The sequence below is a fragment of the Pseudomonas sp. R3-56 genome (genome assembly GCF_051132075.1).
Taxonomy (GTDB): Bacteria; Pseudomonadota; Gammaproteobacteria; order Pseudomonadales; family Pseudomonadaceae; genus Aquipseudomonas.
Genome location: NZ_CP071657.1, coordinates 1,186,217 through 1,201,710 on the forward strand (window position 1 = coordinate 1,186,217; position 15,494 = coordinate 1,201,710).

The 15,494-nt window shown below is 61.4% G+C and carries 14 protein-coding genes; 11 read left to right on the forward strand and 3 right to left on the reverse strand.

The genetic code is table 11. From position 1 onward, the window contains the following. Positions 1-44: 44 nt before the first annotated feature. A complete protein-coding gene (locus J3P96_RS05545) occupies positions 45-461 on the forward strand; it encodes a hypothetical protein (protein ID WP_434571984.1) in 417 nt (138 codons plus the stop codon). Between the two features lie 181 nt (positions 462-642). Here J3P96_RS05545 and leuA read toward each other — a convergent pair whose 3' ends face one another. The 3 genes from leuA to xseA all read right to left on the reverse strand — a co-directional run bounded on the left by leuA (position 643) and on the right by xseA (position 4,991). Then, complete coding sequence (gene leuA, locus J3P96_RS05550) at positions 643-2,322, reverse strand: 2-isopropylmalate synthase (protein WP_305499003.1); 1,680 nt, start codon at positions 2,320-2,322, stop codon at positions 643-645. Positions 2,323-2,786: 464 nt separating this feature from the next. Further along, positions 2,787-3,608 carry a peptidoglycan DD-metalloendopeptidase family protein gene (locus tag J3P96_RS05555; RefSeq protein ID WP_434601770.1) on the reverse strand — a complete coding sequence of 274 codons (822 nt, stop codon included), beginning with the start codon at positions 3,606-3,608 and terminating at the stop codon, positions 2,787-2,789. Positions 3,609-3,611: 3 nt separating this feature from the next. After that, positions 3,612-4,991, reverse strand: coding sequence for an exodeoxyribonuclease VII large subunit (xseA, locus tag J3P96_RS05560; RefSeq protein WP_434655902.1), 1,380 nt, complete (start codon positions 4,989-4,991; stop codon positions 3,612-3,614). A gap of 207 nt (positions 4,992-5,198) precedes the next feature. Here xseA and J3P96_RS05565 point away from each other — a divergent pair, with 207 nt between their 5' ends. The 10 genes from J3P96_RS05565 to guaA all read left to right on the forward strand — a co-directional run bounded on the left by J3P96_RS05565 (position 5,199) and on the right by guaA (position 15,270). After that, positions 5,199-6,086 (forward strand): MBL fold metallo-hydrolase, encoded by an 888-nt coding sequence (locus J3P96_RS05565; RefSeq protein WP_434571990.1) that lies wholly within the window; start codon positions 5,199-5,201, stop codon positions 6,084-6,086. 162 nt (positions 6,087-6,248) lie between these two features. Beyond that, on the forward strand, positions 6,249-6,491 hold the full coding sequence (locus tag J3P96_RS05570) for a YdcH family protein (protein ID WP_434655904.1): 243 nt from the start codon (positions 6,249-6,251) through the stop codon (positions 6,489-6,491). Between the two features lie 14 nt (positions 6,492-6,505). Continuing rightward, entirely contained in the window at positions 6,506-7,438 is a 933-nt protein-coding gene (gene cyoA, locus J3P96_RS05575) for a ubiquinol oxidase subunit II (RefSeq protein ID WP_434628568.1), read from the forward strand. A 3-nt stretch (positions 7,439-7,441) separates the two neighbouring features. Then, positions 7,442-9,415 (forward strand): cytochrome o ubiquinol oxidase subunit I, encoded by a 1,974-nt coding sequence (gene cyoB, locus J3P96_RS05580; protein WP_434571994.1) that lies wholly within the window; start codon positions 7,442-7,444, stop codon positions 9,413-9,415. Between the two features lie 3 nt (positions 9,416-9,418). Then, entirely contained in the window at positions 9,419-10,033 is a 615-nt protein-coding gene (gene cyoC / locus J3P96_RS05585; RefSeq protein WP_434571996.1) for a cytochrome o ubiquinol oxidase subunit III, read from the forward strand. Beyond that, positions 10,034-10,363, forward strand: coding sequence for a cytochrome o ubiquinol oxidase subunit IV (gene cyoD, locus J3P96_RS05590; protein WP_434655907.1), 330 nt, complete (start codon positions 10,034-10,036; stop codon positions 10,361-10,363). Between the two features lie 130 nt (positions 10,364-10,493). Further along, positions 10,494-11,261, forward strand: a complete 768-nt coding sequence (locus J3P96_RS05595; protein ID WP_434655909.1) for a sulfite exporter TauE/SafE family protein — start codon at positions 10,494-10,496, stop codon at positions 11,259-11,261. A 69-nt stretch (positions 11,262-11,330) separates the two neighbouring features. Beyond that, positions 11,331-11,879 carry a sugar ABC transporter ATPase gene (locus J3P96_RS05600; RefSeq protein WP_305499014.1) on the forward strand — a complete coding sequence of 183 codons (549 nt, stop codon included), beginning with the start codon at positions 11,331-11,333 and terminating at the stop codon, positions 11,877-11,879. 264 nt (positions 11,880-12,143) lie between these two features. Next, positions 12,144-13,613 carry an IMP dehydrogenase gene (gene guaB, locus J3P96_RS05605; protein ID WP_434655912.1) on the forward strand — a complete coding sequence of 490 codons (1,470 nt, stop codon included), beginning with the start codon at positions 12,144-12,146 and terminating at the stop codon, positions 13,611-13,613. Between the two features lie 79 nt (positions 13,614-13,692). Continuing rightward, positions 13,693-15,270: a glutamine-hydrolyzing GMP synthase gene (gene guaA, locus J3P96_RS05610; protein ID WP_434655915.1), complete on the forward strand. Its 1,578-nt coding sequence runs from the start codon at positions 13,693-13,695 to the stop codon at positions 15,268-15,270. Positions 15,271-15,494 lie beyond the last annotated feature (224 nt).

Genomic DNA, 15,494 nt, shown 5'->3' on the forward strand with positions numbered 1-15,494 from the left:
ATGGTATTGCACGCCGATAACAGGTCAGCCAAGGAGGAGTGCCCATGACCAGTATCAGCGCAACGACCGTAAACCCTTATCCGCTGTCGGCCCCCAAAGTCTCCATCAGGGGCGCCGAGGAAGAGAAAGCCGTCAGTCCGGTGGTATCGCCTGACACAGGCGAAGACAAGGACAAGGAACTGAAAGTCGACACCAGCGGGGCGAATATCGCCGGTGTTGGCGGCAGCAATGGCAGTAATATCATCGAGCAGTTGAAGAAGCAGATCGAAAGGACCGAAAAGTTGCTGGCCGATCAGCAGGCCCAATTGGCCCGCGTGCAGAAAAGCCGGGCCGACGAGGAGCAGAAAGCCCAGCAGGCCATGGCGATCCAGACCCAGATCATGGGGACCCAGGCCACATTGCAGACCCTTCAGGCCGCGCTGCTGCAGGCGATGACGGTTTCGATCGATACCCATGCCTGATATTTGTGTTGCCTGTTAGGCCGCTATCGCGAGCAAGCTCGCTCCCACATTGTTTTGCATAACGCCGACTATTGTGGGAGCGAGCCTGCTCGCGAAGAGGCCGGAACAGCCAACCCAAAACCAAGCCAAACAAAAGGCCCCGAGGTTCACACCCCGGGGCCTTTTGTTTTTCAGCGACCGATCAAGCCGCCTTGGCTTCCGGCTGGCTCAGCGAGCGGTTCAGCGCGCTGAACAGCGCCTTGAAGCTCGCCGTGGTGATGTTTTCATCGATGCCCACGCCGTGCACCGCACGTTCGCCGTTGACGCGCAGTTCGATGTACGCCGCAGCCTTGGCGTTGGTGCCGGCGCCGATGGCGTGTTCGTTGTAGTCCATGATTTCCACCGGAATCGGCAGCCCGGCCACCAGCGCTTCCAGCGCGCCGTTGCCTCGGCCACGCCAGTGCAGGTTGGTCTCGCCCTGGCCCTTGCTGGCGACTTCCACTTCCACGGCGCTGTTGCCGTTCTCTTCCTGCAGGCGATGGCTGACCAGCGCGTACGGAGTGTTGGCTTGCAAGTACTCGCGCTGGAGCAGGGCGTGGATCTGCTGGGCAGTCATTTCCAGGCCCAGGCGATCGGTTTCACGCTGTACCACCTGGCTGAACTCGATCTGCATGCGACGCGGCAGGCTGATGCCATATTCCTGCTCCAGGAGGTAGGCGATGCCGCCCTTGCCCGACTGGCTATTCACGCGGATCACCGCTTCGTAGCTGCGGCCGATGTCGGCCGGGTCGATCGGCAGGTACGGTACTTCCCACAGGGTATCCGGTTTCTGCTGGGCGAAGCCCTTGCGGATTGCGTCTTGGTGCGAGCCGGAGAACGCGGTATGGACCAGGTCGCCGACATACGGGTGACGTGGGTGGACCGGGATCTGGTTGCATTCCTCGACGACCTTGCGCACGCCGTCGATGTCGGAGAAGTCCAGCTCAGGGTCGATGCCCTGGGTGTACAGGTTCAGCGCCACGGTCACCAAGTCGACGTTGCCGGTGCGCTCGCCGTTGCCGAACAGGCAGCCTTCGACACGGTCGGCGCCGGCCATCAGGCCCAGCTCGGTGGCGGCCACGCCGGTGCCACGGTCGTTGTGGGTGTGCAGGCTGATGAGCACGCTGTCACGCCGGGTGATGTTGCGGTGGAACCACTCGATCTGGTCGGCGTAGATGTTCGGAGTGGCGACTTCGACGGTGGCCGGCAGGTTGAGGATCACCTTGCGCTCAGGCGTCGGGTTCCACACTTCGATCACCGCGTCGCAGACTTCCTTGGCGAACTCCAGCTCGGTCGCGCTGAAGGTTTCTGGCGAGTACTCGAACTGCCATTGGGTTTCCGGCTGCTGGGCGGCGTATTTGACGAACAGCTTGGCCGCGTTCACGGCGATTTCCTTCACGCCTTCCTTGTCCTGGTTGAACACGATGCGGCGAAACGACGGGCAGGTGGCGTTATACAGGTGGACGATGGCTTTCTTCGCGCCACGCAGGGACTCGAAGGTGCGAGCGATCAGGTCTTCACGGGCCTGGGTCAGCACCTGGATGGTGGTGTCGTCCGGGATGTGGCCTTCTTCGATGAGGGTGCGCACAAAGTCGAAGTCAGTCTGCGAAGCGGCCGGGAACGATGCTTCGATTTCCTTCACGCCCACTGCAACGAGGGTTTTCCAGAAGCGCAGTTTCTTGGCCGCATCCATCGGCTCGATCAGCGACTGGTTGCCATCGCGGAGGTCGGAGCTGCACCAGATCGGCGCGGCGGTGATGGTCTTCGACGGCCAGGTGCGATCCGGCAGGTTGATGGTCGGGAAGGCGCGGTACTTCGAAGACGGGTCTTTGAGCATGCTCATGGGGAAATCCTTATTGTCGTGGCCGGAAAGAGGCGGCCTGCCGGTGGTTCGAACGGGTTGGCTTCACGCCTGGACGAGGTGCCGCGATTCAGCCCGGCAGTCGTGCGCTGACGAGGCACAGGCTGCGGTGCTGGCGAAGCTGAATGAGGGTGTGAGAGGTTTTCATGCCCTCAACCCTAACCGCGTGGCCGGGGGGTTGCAAGCAGTCGGGAAAAATTGGGAGAAGTTCTGTTTTTGGGTGGGTTTGCGAGATTTAATCGCGCATATAGACAGTTTGTATCCTAAGGATTGCGTCGATATTTAAGGCTTGGCAATTCCCAGGATAGTGGTGATGCGACTGCCGTCATCGCGAGCAAGCTCGCTCCCACAGGGGATCTGTGTTGATTGCAAATGTTATGTTCACTGAGATCCCCATGTGGGAGCGAGCTTGCTCGCGATGAGGCCAGTAGCCTCACCACAAACACTCAGGGCTGAAACGCCCCGATAAAGATCGCCGGATCCACCCGCGCATCATTCAGGCTGATGTTCCAGTGCATGTGCGGCCCGGTCGCGCGGCCTGTGGCGCCAACCTTGCCGACCACGGTGCCGCGCGCCAGTTGCTGGCCGACCTTCACGTCGATCTTCGACATGTGGCAGAACATGCTGATGAAGCCTTGGCCATGGTCGACGAACACGGTGTTGCCATTGAAAAAGTAGTTGCCGGTGAGGATCACCTTGCCGGCGGCCGGGGTCTTGATCGGCGTGCCGGCGGGCACGGCGAAGTCCAGGCCGGAATGAGGGTTGCGCTCTTCGCCGTTGAAAAAGCGGCGCACCCCGAACTTGCTCGACAGCGGGCCGTTCACCGGTTTGTCCAGCAGCAGGTTGCTGGGGATGTTGGGGCTGAAGCTGCGGTAGGCCTTCAACTGCACCGCAAGCTCGGCCTCGATGCGCTTCAGATCCGCCGGGTCCGGATTGACCTGGCGCTTGTTTTTCAGGGTGATGTGCTGCTCGGGGTATTTCTTGTAGCCAACCACGAAGGGCTGGGTGGCGCCGCCACTGCTGATCTGCTGGGTGCCGGGTTGGACGGTCAGCGGAATGCCGACAATTGCCAGCCAGTTCTGCTGTTCCTTGACCACCAGCACCGGTTTGCCCTGGTACGTGGCTTTCGGCGCCTGGGCCGCGCTGCCCAGATCCACCACGGCCACGCCGCCGGGCACCGGCTTGTTCAGCAGGCGAGTGATGTAACTGTCAGCCTGGGCGTTGGCGGCGAGGCACAGCAAGAGCAGGGGAGCGAGAAATCGCGGCATGAATCAATCCAGTAGAGAAAGGGTGACCGGTGTCAGGTGATTGTCTTCGACCCGCACCAGCAGTTCCCCTTCGCCGAGCCTGGCGGTCAGGCGCTGGCCGGTGCGGGTTTGTCCGGCGTTGCGGATTGCATGGCCGCGTTCGTCGAGCAGGATGCTGTAGCCGCGACCAAGGGTCGCCAGCGGGCTGACGATATGCAGCGTCTGCATCTGGTTGTGCAACTGTACGCGGCGGGTTTTCAGGCCTTCGCGCATGGCTCGGGGCAGGCGTTCGGCGAGGCTGTCGAGGCGATGGCGCAACATGGCCAGCTGACGGCCCGGATGTTGCCCGGCCAGGCGGGTTTCCAGGCGAATCAGGCGTTCGCGGCGGGTATTGAGGCTGCGTTCGAAGGCCCGGCGCATGCGCATGTCCAGGTCGTCGAGGCGCTGGGCTTGCTGGCGCAGGCGTTCACCGGGGTGACGCAGGCGGCGAGTGAGGCCTTCGAGGCGCAACTGGTCGCGCATCAGGCGGTCGCGCATGCGCATCACCAGGCGCCGGTGCAGGCTTTCGACCCGGCGCACCAGGTCGCCGGCGTCCGGTGCGAGCAGTTCGGCGGCGGCGGACGGAGTCGGGGCGCGCACATCGGCGACGAAATCGCTGATGGAGACGTCGGTCTCATGGCCTACCGCGCTGACGATGGGCGTGACGCAGGCGTCTACCGCACGAGCCACGGCTTCTTCGTTGAAGCACCACAAGTCTTCCAGGGAACCGCCGCCCCGGGCCAGGATCAGCGCATCGAAGCCTCGGGCATCGGCCAGTTTCAGCGCGCGGACGATCTGTGCGGTGGCTTCACGGCCCTGCACGGCGGTCGGAATCAGCGTCAGGGAAATCTGCGGCGCGCGGCGACGGAACACGCTGATGATGTCGCGGATCACCGCGCCGGTGGGCGAACTGATGATGCCGATGCGTTGCGGATGGGCCGGCAGCGGTACCTTGCGCTCGGCACTGAACAGGCCTTCGGCGCTGAGCTTTTCCTTCAGGGCGTCGAACGCCAGGCGTAGGGCGCCATCGCCGGCCGGCTCCACGGCGTCGAGGATCAGTTGATAGTCGCCACGGCCCTCGAACAGCGAGACCTTGCCGCGTACCTTTACCGCCAGCCCGTCTTTCAATGCCTGGCGCACCCGAGCGGCGTTCTGTCGGAACAGCGCGCAACGCACCTGGGCGCCGCTGTCCTTGAGCGTGAAATACACGTGGCCGGAGGCGGGGCGGGCGAGGTTGGAAATCTCGCCCTCGACCCAGATGTTGCTGAACACGTCTTCGAGCAACACCCGCGCACGGCCGTTGAGCTGGCTGACAGTCAGGACCTCGCGGTCCAGGCCCAGTCGGGCAAAGGGATCTTTAATCATGGGCGGCATGATAAGGGGATTCGCTGGCGAATCTCCATGTATGTAGAAAATTCCTCCTGCGTACCGCCAGTCAAGCGGAGTCGCCTGCTTCCAGCGAGCCCGTTTCCACCGCTTGTGGGTTGCGCCGCCCGTCGCCTGCGCGGAATTCACCGCGCCTGCTTCCAGTCGATTTCAAGAGACAAATATCCCCGTGAAAGGAGGCCATCCATGCGTATCCATCACCTGAACTGCGGATGCATGTGCCCGGTAGGCGGGGCGCTATTCGATGGTTACAGCCGGGGGCTGACGGCGTGCCTGGTGTGTCATTGCCTGCTGATTGAAACCGACACCAACGGTCTGGTCCTGGTGGACACCGGGTTTGGCCAGCGGGATGTGCAGACACCGCAACGGCTGAGTCGATTCTTTCGAGTGTTCAACAACATCCAGTTCGAGCATCGCCTCACGGCTTTGGAGCAGGTGCGGCGCTTGGGTTTCGAGGCCAACGATGTACGGCACATCCTGCTGACGCACCTGGATTTCGATCACGCCGGCGGGCTCCAGGATTTTCCCCAGGCCCGGGTGCATGTAATGCGCGACGAGATGGCGACGGCCCGCAGCGCCGACACCTGGATAAGTCGACGACGGTTCCAGGCGCGGCAGTGGCAGGGCGTCGATAGCTGGGAGTTCTATGCCCCCGAAGGCGATACCTGGTTCGGCTTCGATTCGGTGCGCGCGCTGATCGGCGCCGAGGAAGAGGACATTTTCCTGGTGCCGCTTCAGGGGCACACCGCCGGACATGCCGGGATTGCCCTGCGCACTCCGGACGGTTGGCTGCTGCACGCCGGTGATGCCTATTTTTTCCATGACGAGGTCCATCAACCCGAGCGCCATTGCCCGCCGGGGCTGAGGTTCTACCAATACATGATGGACACCTACCGTTCGGCACGGATGCGCAACCAGGATCGCCTTCGCGAGTTGGCGCAAGTCCAGAACGGGCACGTCGAGATTTTCTGCAGTCACGATGCCAGGGAATGGGAGCGGGCCGTAAACCAGGCGCACACGGTGCGGGTGGATTCCACCGCCATGTCGCCGGCCGCCGGCAGACAATCTTCCTGAGCCGCCCAGGCGAAAAAAGAGCTTTCCCTTTTGCCCACGTCTCGTGGGCTTTTTTTTGTCGGCAGTGCCGTTCGTCACCGTTTCCGGATGTTTCTCTCAACTTAGCCAGAGGGGGCAATTCTAAAAATCGTGTACCCAACAACACTGCTAAAGGAGAAGGCCATGCCTGCTTCTCATGATCTCTATCAGGATTTGAATTGCAGCAAAGAGACGGTCCAACAGCGTCGCCAGCAAGACCCGGAACTTGATCGACTGCTGGACGAATACACGGACGTGGATAACCAGGTCCTGGCCGCCGAATCGATATCGGCGGGCAACGTCGAGGATGATGACATCCGCAGACTCAAGGAACAGCGCCTGTCGATCAAAGACAGGATCGCTCGGCAACTGGCTAACACTCAATAAGCGAAGTGTAAGACATGCGAACTCGACTGCCTTGGCATCTATCAAGGTTGTTGCTGGTCGGCGGGATGCTGTTGCTCGGCGGTTGCGACATGGTGTTGTTCAATCCCAAGGGACAGGTCGGCGTTGACCAACGCAACTTGATCATTCTCTCGACGCTGTTGATGTTGCTGGTAGTGGTGCCGGTCATCGTCATGGCGTTGGTCTTTTCCGTGAAGTACCGCGCCTCCAATACCAAGGCCAAGTACACGCCGGAGTGGGCCCATTCACGCAAGATCGAAACGGTGGTCTGGGGCGTCCCGTTGGTGATCATCATCATTCTCGGCGTGGTTACCTGGAAGTCGACCCATGCGCTGGATCCGTACCGACCGCTGGATTCGGACGTCAAGCCGCTGGTGGTGCAGGTCATCGCGACCGACTGGAAATGGCTGTTCATCTATCCGGAGCTGGGCATTGCCTCGGTCAACGAACTGGCCATGCCACTGGACACACCGGTGAATTTTCGCGTGACCTCGGACGGCGCCATGACCTCGTTTTTCATTCCGGCGCTGGGCGGGCAGATCTATGCCATGGCCGGCATGCAGACCCAACTGCACCTGATCGCCAACGAGGCCGGGGAGTACCGGGGCATCGCCGCCAACTACAACGGCCCGGGTTTCTCCGACATGCACTTTCGGACACTTGCCACCGATGCAGCGGGCTTCGACAAGTGGGTCGCCGACGTGCGGGCGGGGCAAGGACGGTTGGACAAAGACAGTTATGCCCGACTTGCCAAGCCGACGTTCAAGCACCCGGTTGAGCATTACGCATCGGTCCAGCCGGACTTGTTCCAGAGCATCATCGACAAATACGAAGGCATGAATCGTTCCCGTGAAGTCGAGCATCGCATGCACGACATGCAGGGCAGCATCGGGTCTCCCGTCGGGACTCAAAGATCAGCGCAGGAGTAGGACATGTTTGGAAAACTGACGCTTGAGGCGATCCCGACGGATGAGCCGATCATCATGTGGACGCTGGCGGTGGTGGGGCTGGTCGCCTTGGCCGGCATGGGCGCCATCACCTACTACCGCAAATGGACCTATCTGTGGAAAGAGTGGTTTACCTCGGTGGACCACAAGCGGATTGGCGTGATGTACATCGTCGTGGCGCTGGTGATGCTGCTGCGCGGTTTCTCCGACGCGATCATGATGCGCACGCAACAGGCCATGGCGTCCGACGGTTCGCCAGGTTACCTGCCGCCGGAACACTACGACCAGATATTCACTGCCCACGGCGTGATCATGATTTTTTTCATGGCGATGCCGCTGGTGGTGGGCTTGATGAACATCGTCGTGCCGTTGCAGATTGGCGCCCGGGACGTGGCGTTCCCGTTCCTCAACGCGTTGAGTTTCTGGCTGTTCGTGGCCGGCGCGATGCTGGTGAATGTTTCCCTGGCGGTCGGCGAGTTTGCGCGCACCGGTTGGGTCGCCTATCCGCCGTTATCCGGCTTGTCCTATAGCCCCGGGGTCGGGGTGGACTACTACATATGGTCATTGCAGATATCCGGCGTCGGGACGTTGCTCACCGGGGTAAATTTCTTCGTCACCATCCTGAAAATGCGTACGCCGGGCATGACCCTTTTCCGCATGCCGGTGTTTACCTGGACGGTACTGTGCACGGCTGTGCTGATCCTGGCGTCATTCCCGATCCTCACCGCGACGCTGTTCATGCTCAGCCTCGACCGCTATCTGGACATGCACTTTTTCACCAACGAGCTGGGCGGCAACCCGATGATGTACGTCAACCTCATCTGGGCCTGGGGCCACCCGGAGGTGTACATCCTGATCCTGCCGGCGTTCGGTATTTTCTCCGAGGTGGCCTCCACCTTCAGCCGCAAGCGCCTGTTCGGTTATCACTCGCTGGTGTGGGCGACGATTGTCATCACCATCCTGTCGTTCATCGTCTGGGTGCACCACTTCTTCACCATGGGTTCGGGGGCGAGCGTCAACGCGTTCTTCGGCATCATGACCATGATCATCGCCGTGCCCACCGGGGTGAAGATATTCACCTGGCTGTTCACTATGTATCGGGGGCGCGTGCGCTTCGAAACGCCGATGCTGTGGACCGTCGGCTTCATCGTCACTTTCAGCATCGGCGGCATGACCGGGGTGCTGCTGGCGGTGCCCGGGGCGGATTTCCTGCTGCACAACAGCCTGTTTCTGATCGCGCACTTTCATAACGTGATCATCGGCGGCGCCGTGTTCGGCTACCTGTGTGGACTGACTTACTGGTTCCCCAAGGCGTTCGGCTTCAAGCTTCACGATCGCCTGGGCCGGGCGGCGTTCTGGTGCTGGATTGTCGGCTTCTACTTCGCCTTCATGCCGTCCTACTTCCTTGGCTTCATGGGCATGACCCGGCGCCTCAACCATTTCGACGTACCCGAATGGCGGCCCTGGCTGGAGCTGGAGTTGCTCGGCGTCGGCATCATCCTCTGCGGCGTGGTCTGCCAGATCCTGCAGTTCTATTTCAGCATTCGCCAGCGTCACCAGAACCGTGACCTGACAGGCGATCCGTGGGACGGTCGCACCCTGGAATGGTCCACCGCCTCGCCGCCGCCGTTCTACAACTTCGCCCAACAACCGGTGGTGGAGGGCATCGACGCCTACTGGGGCATGAAGGAACGCGGCCAGAAGACCGCCGTCGAAGCCGACTTCCAAGCCATCCACATGCCGCGCAACACCGCGATGGGCCTGGTCATCAGCCTGTTCAGCCTGATCATGTGCTTCGCCCTGGTCTGGCATATCTGGTGGCTGGCCATCGTCGGGCTGGTTGCGACCATCGGTGGGGTGATCTGGCGCAGCGCCGATGACGACATCGATTACTACGTGCCTGCCGAAGAGGTAGCACGCATCGAAAACCAACGTATCAAGGCACTGGCGGAGGCTTGATCCATGTCCAATCTCGTTCAGCCACACGCCACCGCGCCGGAATCCGAACACGGGCATTCGGACGCAAGCTCCATGACCCTGTTCGGGTTCTGGATCTACCTGATGACCGACTGCATTCTGTTCGCGACGTTATTCGCGACCTATGCGGTGCTCGGCCAGAGCGTCGCCGGTGGCCCCGGCGCCGCCGACATCTTCGAATTGCCCTACGTCCTCACGGAAACTTTCATCCTGCTGTTCAGCAGCATCACCTACGGCTTCGCCATGCTCGCGCTGAGCGCCGGGAACAAGCAGAAGGTATTGGCCTGGCTCGGCCTGACCTTCGTCCTGGGGTTGGCGTTCATCGGCATGGAAATCCATGAGTTCCAGAAACTCATCGCCGAAGGCTACGGCCCCAACCGCAGCGCCTTTCTCACCGGCTTCTTCACGCTGGTGGGCACTCACGGCCTGCACGTCGCCACGGGGCTGCTGTGGATGGCCGTGCTGATGTTCCAGGTGCAACGCAACGGCCTGACCACCGTCAACGCCACCCGCCTGGGCTGCCTGAGCCTGTTCTGGCACTTCCTCGACGTGGTCTGGATCTGTGTGTTTACCGTGGTCTATCTGTTTGGAGTGATGTAAATGAGCAGTCATCAGAGCAGCGTCGATGCCAGCCACGGCAGCGCAAAATCCTACCTCACCGGGTTCGTTCTGTCGGTCATCCTCACCGTTATCCCGTTCGCCCTGGTGATGTATCCCACATTGCCCAAGCCCATTACGGCCGGGATCGTGGCGATCTTTGCGGTGATCCAGATCGTTGTGCACCTGATCTATTTCCTGCACCTGAACTTCTCACCGCAACAACGCTGGAACCTGACGGCCCTGGTGTTCTCGACCGTGGTGATTGGGCTGTTGGTGGGGCTGTCGCTGTGGATCATGTACAGCGTGCATCACAACATGTTGGCGCATTGAGCGCAGGGGGCATCTGGCACGCGGGCGCCTGCGGCAAGCCCTGTGTTCGCGATGGCGCACCACGGTAATAGTGGATATGCCGCAATAAATCTGGCTAAAGTCGCCGGTGCTCTCAACAAGGACGTGCCGGATGGATCTTTTCTCGTGGTTGGGTGAGTGGGCGTTCGCCCCCACGCAATGGCTGGTGATCGGGCTGGCCATTACCCTGGCCTACATCGTGTTCGGCATCGCCGGGTTCGGCACGGCACTGGTGGCCGCGCCGATCCTGCTGCTGTACATGCCACTGGCGAAAATCATCCCGCTGCTGGTGCTGCTGGATTTTGTCGCGGCATTCGGCAACTTGTTGCCATCGCGTCGGGACGTCGCCCGGCCCGAGTTGCTGCGATTGTTGCCATGCATGGCGGTGGGTTGCACCCTCGGGGTGATTTTCCTGCTCAACCTCAAATCCGACCTGCTGCTGATGTTGATGGGCCTGTTCATCAGCGCCTATGCGATCTACAGCCTGTGGATAAAGACCCGGCCGACGCAGCTGTCGGTGCTGTGGGCGCTGCCGATGGGCACGGTCGGCGGAATGTTCGGCGCGCTGTTTGGTAGCGGCGGCTTTTTATATGCCATTTATTTGAATAGCCGGTTATCCAAGGAGGCGGCCCGGGCGACCCAGAGTGCGCTGATCAGTTGCAGCACGGTGGTGCGCTTGAGTCTGTTCATCGTCGCCGGGGTGTATGCCGAGCTACCCTTGCTGGTACTGGCGCTGTGTTTGTTGCCGGCCATGGCGCTAGGGCTGTGGGTTGGGCGCCGCTTGACCATGAAGATGTCGCGAGAGGCGTTTGTACGACTGGTCACCTGGCTGGTGCTCGCCAGCGGCCTGGCATTGATCGGGCGCTATCTGAGTGCTTGACCTGGCCGGGCCAGGGATTAAGCTGCCGGCCTTTTATAAGACCCGCCAGGGAAACAGCCAGGCCTCGCCATGAATTCGCAAAGCATCATCGTCCCGAAAATTTCCACCTTGCCGGTTCACGAGCCCCGGGCTCGGGCGATCGTGCGCTGGCTGGTGCGCAAGAACATCGTCGAAGAGCAATTGACCACTTGCGGTCGCACTGGCAATCGCATGGCCCACGCCATCGCCCCCGGCGCCCGCCAGGTGGTCCTGCATCCCGACGCGTTGCCGTTCGGCGAACCGGTCAACGGCCTGGAGATCATCACCAAGCGCTGCATCTACACGCCGGCCAAAGGCTTTCTTGAAGAAGCCGGCTGCGCCGAGTGCCGCAAGGAAATTGGCGAAGCGCTGTTCGAAAGCCTGGAGGAGTGGATGCCGGGTCGCACCGACAACTTCACCTGCCCTGAATGCGGGCATGAAGATGACATCAACGGGTTCCTGTTCCTGCAACCCTGCGCCTTCTCAAACCTGGGTTTCATCTTCAACAACTGGCTGGAGGCGGGGTTCAGGCAGGAGTTCATCGATGAGTTCGCCGATTGGCTGGACCAGCCGGTGAGTTGGGTGAGGGTGGAGTTGTAGCGAGGACACTCCCTTTCTGCGCAGCCCTTGTGGCGAGGGAGCTTGCTCCCGCTGGGCTGCGCAGCGGGCCCGGCTTTTTGGCGGTTGCTGCGCAACCGAGCGGGAGCAAGCTCCCTCGCCACAGGGTTCAATGTGTGGATCAGAAACGCAGTGGTTTCAGCCCCTCAATCACCCCGCCAATAATAGACAGAGTTTTACATTGAGCCAGACGGGGTCCATGAGTATAATGGCGCGCTTCCATTTTCCCGCTCGGGAGCCCCCGCGATGCTGCGTATCAGCCAAGAAGCTCTGACCTTCGACGACATTCTCCTAGTGCCCGGTTATTCCGAGGTACTGCCTAACGAAGTCAGTCTCAAAACCCGTCTCACCCGTGGCATCGAACTGAATATCCCGCTGGTTTCCGCCGCCATGGACACCGTGACCGAAGCCCGTCTGGCCATTGCCATGGCCCAGGAAGGCGGTATCGGTATCATCCACAAGAACATGACCATCGAACAGCAGGCCGCCGAAGTGCGCAAGGTCAAACGGTTCGAGGCTGGCGTAGTCAAGGATCCGATCACCATCGAGGCTGACGCCACGGTCCGGGATCTGTTCGAACTGACCCGCATGCACAACATCTCCGGCGTCCCGGTGCTGCACGATGGCGACCTGGTCGGCATCGTCACCTCCCGTGACGTGCGTTTCGAGAATCGCCTGGACGCCAGCGTTCGCCAGGTGATGACGCCGAAAGAGCGTCTGGTCACGGTCAAGGAAGGCACCAGCAAGGACGAAGTCCGCGAATTGCTGCACAAGCACCGCATCGAGCGCGTGCTGATCGTCGACGACAAGTTCGCCCTCAAGGGCATGATGACCGTCAACGACATCGAAAAAGCCAAGGCCTATCCGCTGGCAAGCAAGGACGACCAGGGTCGTCTGCGCGTTGGCGCGGCGGTCGGCACCGGCAAGGACACCGGCGATCGCGTCGCCGCCCTGGTCAATGCCGGCGTTGACGTGGTGGTGGTCGACACTGCCCACGGTCATTCCAAAGGCGTGATCGACCGCGTTCGCTGGGTCAAGCAGAACTTCCCTGACGTACAGGTGATCGGCGGCAACATCGCCACCGGCGAAGCCGCCAAGGCGCTGACCGAAGCTGGCGCCGACGCGGTCAAGGTCGGTATCGGCCCTGGCTCGATCTGCACCACCCGCATCGTTGCCGGTGTCGGCGTGCCGCAGATCAGCGCCATCGCCAACGTCGCCGCCGCCCTTGAAGGCACTGGCGTGCCGCTGATCGCCGACGGCGGTATCCGCTTCTCCGGTGACCTGTCCAAGGCCATCGTCGCCGGTGCCTACTGCGTGATGATGGGTTCGATGTTCGCCGGTACCGAAGAGGCGCCGGGCGAGATCGAACTGTTCCAGGGCCGTAGCTACAAGGCCTATCGCGGCATGGGTTCGCTGGGCGCCATGTCCCAGGCCCAGGGCTCTTCCGACCGTTACTTCCAGGACTCCTCCGCGGGTGCCGAGAAGCTGGTGCCGGAAGGCATCGAAGGTCGCGTGCCGTACAAGGGCACCCTGAGCGCGATCATCCATCAACTGATGGGCGGCCTGCGTTCTTCCATGGGCTACACCGGCAGCGCGGACATCGAAGAGATGCGCACCAAGCCGGAATTCGTGCGCATCACCGGCGCCGGCATGGCCGAGTCCCATGTCCACGACGTACAGATCACCAAGGAAGCGCCGAACTACCGTGTAGGTTAAGGCTTCCAGCAAAACGTTAATCACCGGGGCTGTTCATTCAGCCCCGAGTTGTTTCTGATTCACTACATGAGAATGAGTCATGGCCCTCGACATTCACGCTCACCGCATCCTGATCCTCGACTTCGGTTCCCAGTACACCCAGCTGATCGCCCGCCGCGTGCGTGAGATCGGCGTGTACTGCGAGCTGCATCCGTTCGACATGGATGAAGAAGCGATTCGCGAGTTCGCTCCCAAAGGCGTCATCCTCGCCGGCGGCCCCGAGTCCGTGCACGAAGCCGACAGCCCGCGCTGCCCGCGAGCGGTGTTCGACCTCGGCGTACCGGTGTTCGGCATCTGCTACGGCATGCAGACCATGGCTGAGCAATTGGGCGGCAAGGTCGAAGGTTCCGACCTGCGTGAGTTCGGTTATGCCCGTGTCGACGTGGTCGGCAAGAGCCGCCTGCTGGACGGCATCGAAGACCACATCGACGCCGACGGCCTGTTCGGCCTCGACGTGTGGATGAGCCACGGTGACAAGGTCACGAAGATGCCGGAAGACTTCCACATCCTCGCGAGCACCCCGAGCTGCCCGATCGCCGGCATGTTCAACGACGATCGCCGCTACTACGGTGTACAGTTCCACCCGGAAGTGACCCACACCAAGCAGGGCGGCCGTATCCTGTCGCGCTTCATCCTCGACATCTGCGAATGCGAAGCCCTGTGGACGCCTTCCAAGATTGCTGAAGATGCCATCGCCCAGGTTCGCGCCCAGGTCGGCACCGACAACGTATTGCTCGGCCTGTCCGGCGGTGTCGATTCCTCGGTGGTTGCCGCGCTGCTGCACAAGGCCATTGGCGACCAGCTGACCTGCGTCTTTGTCGACAACGGTCTGCTGCGCCTGCACGAAGGCGAGCAAGTGATGGCCATGTTCGCCGAGAACATGGGCGTCAAGGTGATCCGCGCCAACGCTGAAGAGCAGTTCCTGAACAACCTGGCCGGCGAGTCCGACCCGGAGAAGAAGCGCAAGATCATCGGTCGCACCTTCATCGACGTGTTCGATGCCGAATCCTGCAAGCTGGACAACATCAAGTACCTGGCCCAGGGCACCATCTACCCCGACGTGATCGAGTCGGCCGGCGCCAAGAGCGGCAAGGCCCACGTGATCAAGTCCCACCACAACGTCGGTGGCCTGCCGGAAGAGATGAACCTGAAACTGGTCGAGCCGCTGCGCGAACTGTTCAAGGACGAAGTACGTCGCCTCGGCCTGGAGTTGGGCCTGCCCTACGACATGGTCTACCGCCACCCATTCCCCGGCCCGGGACTGGGCGTGCGGATCCTCGGTGAAGTGAAGAAGGAATACGCCGACCTGCTGCGTCGCGCCGACCACATCTTCATCGAAGAACTGCGCAAGGCCGACTGGTACCACAAGGTCAGCCAGGCATTCGTGGTATTCCAGCCGGTGAAATCGGTCGGCGTGGTCGGCGATGGCCGTCGCTACGCCTGGGTGGTGGCCCTGCGTGCCGTGGAAACCATCGACTTCATGACCGCTCGCTGGGCACACCTGCCGTACGAACTGCTGGAAACCGTGTCCGGGCGGATCATCAACGAAATCGAAGGCATCTCCCGCGTGACTTATGACGTGTCGAGCAAGCCGCCGGCGACGATCGAGTGGGAATGATTGGACGTCCGGCATTGTCCGGCACCAACTAGCAAGAAATGCCCTGGAGCCCGCGTAATTGCGGGCTTTTAGCTTTTTGGGTCTGGCAAATTCTGGCAGCTTTGTGCATCGCCAAGCACCGTGTTTGTATGGCATGGTACGGGGCATTGACTGAGCTAAATGCCATGTTCGGTGCTCGATACCATGTCGACCTAGTAGGGAAGGGCATGGTATCAAATCTCATC

Coding starts and splice junctions, on each gene's coding strand:
- J3P96_RS05545 (WP_434571984.1), top strand. CDS start 45: ATGACCAGTATCAGCGCAACGACCGTAAACCCTTATCCGCTGTCGGCC.
- leuA (WP_305499003.1), bottom strand. CDS start 2,322: ATGAGCATGCTCAAAGACCCGTCTTCGAAGTACCGCGCCTTCCCGACC.
- J3P96_RS05555 (WP_434601770.1), bottom strand. CDS start 3,608: ATGCCGCGATTTCTCGCTCCCCTGCTCTTGCTGTGCCTCGCCGCCAAC.
- xseA (WP_434655902.1), bottom strand. CDS start 4,991: ATGATTAAAGATCCCTTTGCCCGACTGGGCCTGGACCGCGAGGTCCTG.
- J3P96_RS05565 (WP_434571990.1), top strand. CDS start 5,199: ATGCGTATCCATCACCTGAACTGCGGATGCATGTGCCCGGTAGGCGGG.
- J3P96_RS05570 (WP_434655904.1), top strand. CDS start 6,249: ATGCCTGCTTCTCATGATCTCTATCAGGATTTGAATTGCAGCAAAGAG.
- cyoA (WP_434628568.1), top strand. CDS start 6,506: ATGCGAACTCGACTGCCTTGGCATCTATCAAGGTTGTTGCTGGTCGGC.
- cyoB (WP_434571994.1), top strand. CDS start 7,442: ATGTTTGGAAAACTGACGCTTGAGGCGATCCCGACGGATGAGCCGATC.
- cyoC (WP_434571996.1), top strand. CDS start 9,419: ATGTCCAATCTCGTTCAGCCACACGCCACCGCGCCGGAATCCGAACAC.
- cyoD (WP_434655907.1), top strand. CDS start 10,034: ATGAGCAGTCATCAGAGCAGCGTCGATGCCAGCCACGGCAGCGCAAAA.
- J3P96_RS05595 (WP_434655909.1), top strand. CDS start 10,494: ATGGATCTTTTCTCGTGGTTGGGTGAGTGGGCGTTCGCCCCCACGCAA.
- J3P96_RS05600 (WP_305499014.1), top strand. CDS start 11,331: ATGAATTCGCAAAGCATCATCGTCCCGAAAATTTCCACCTTGCCGGTT.
- guaB (WP_434655912.1), top strand. CDS start 12,144: ATGCTGCGTATCAGCCAAGAAGCTCTGACCTTCGACGACATTCTCCTA.
- guaA (WP_434655915.1), top strand. CDS start 13,693: ATGGCCCTCGACATTCACGCTCACCGCATCCTGATCCTCGACTTCGGT.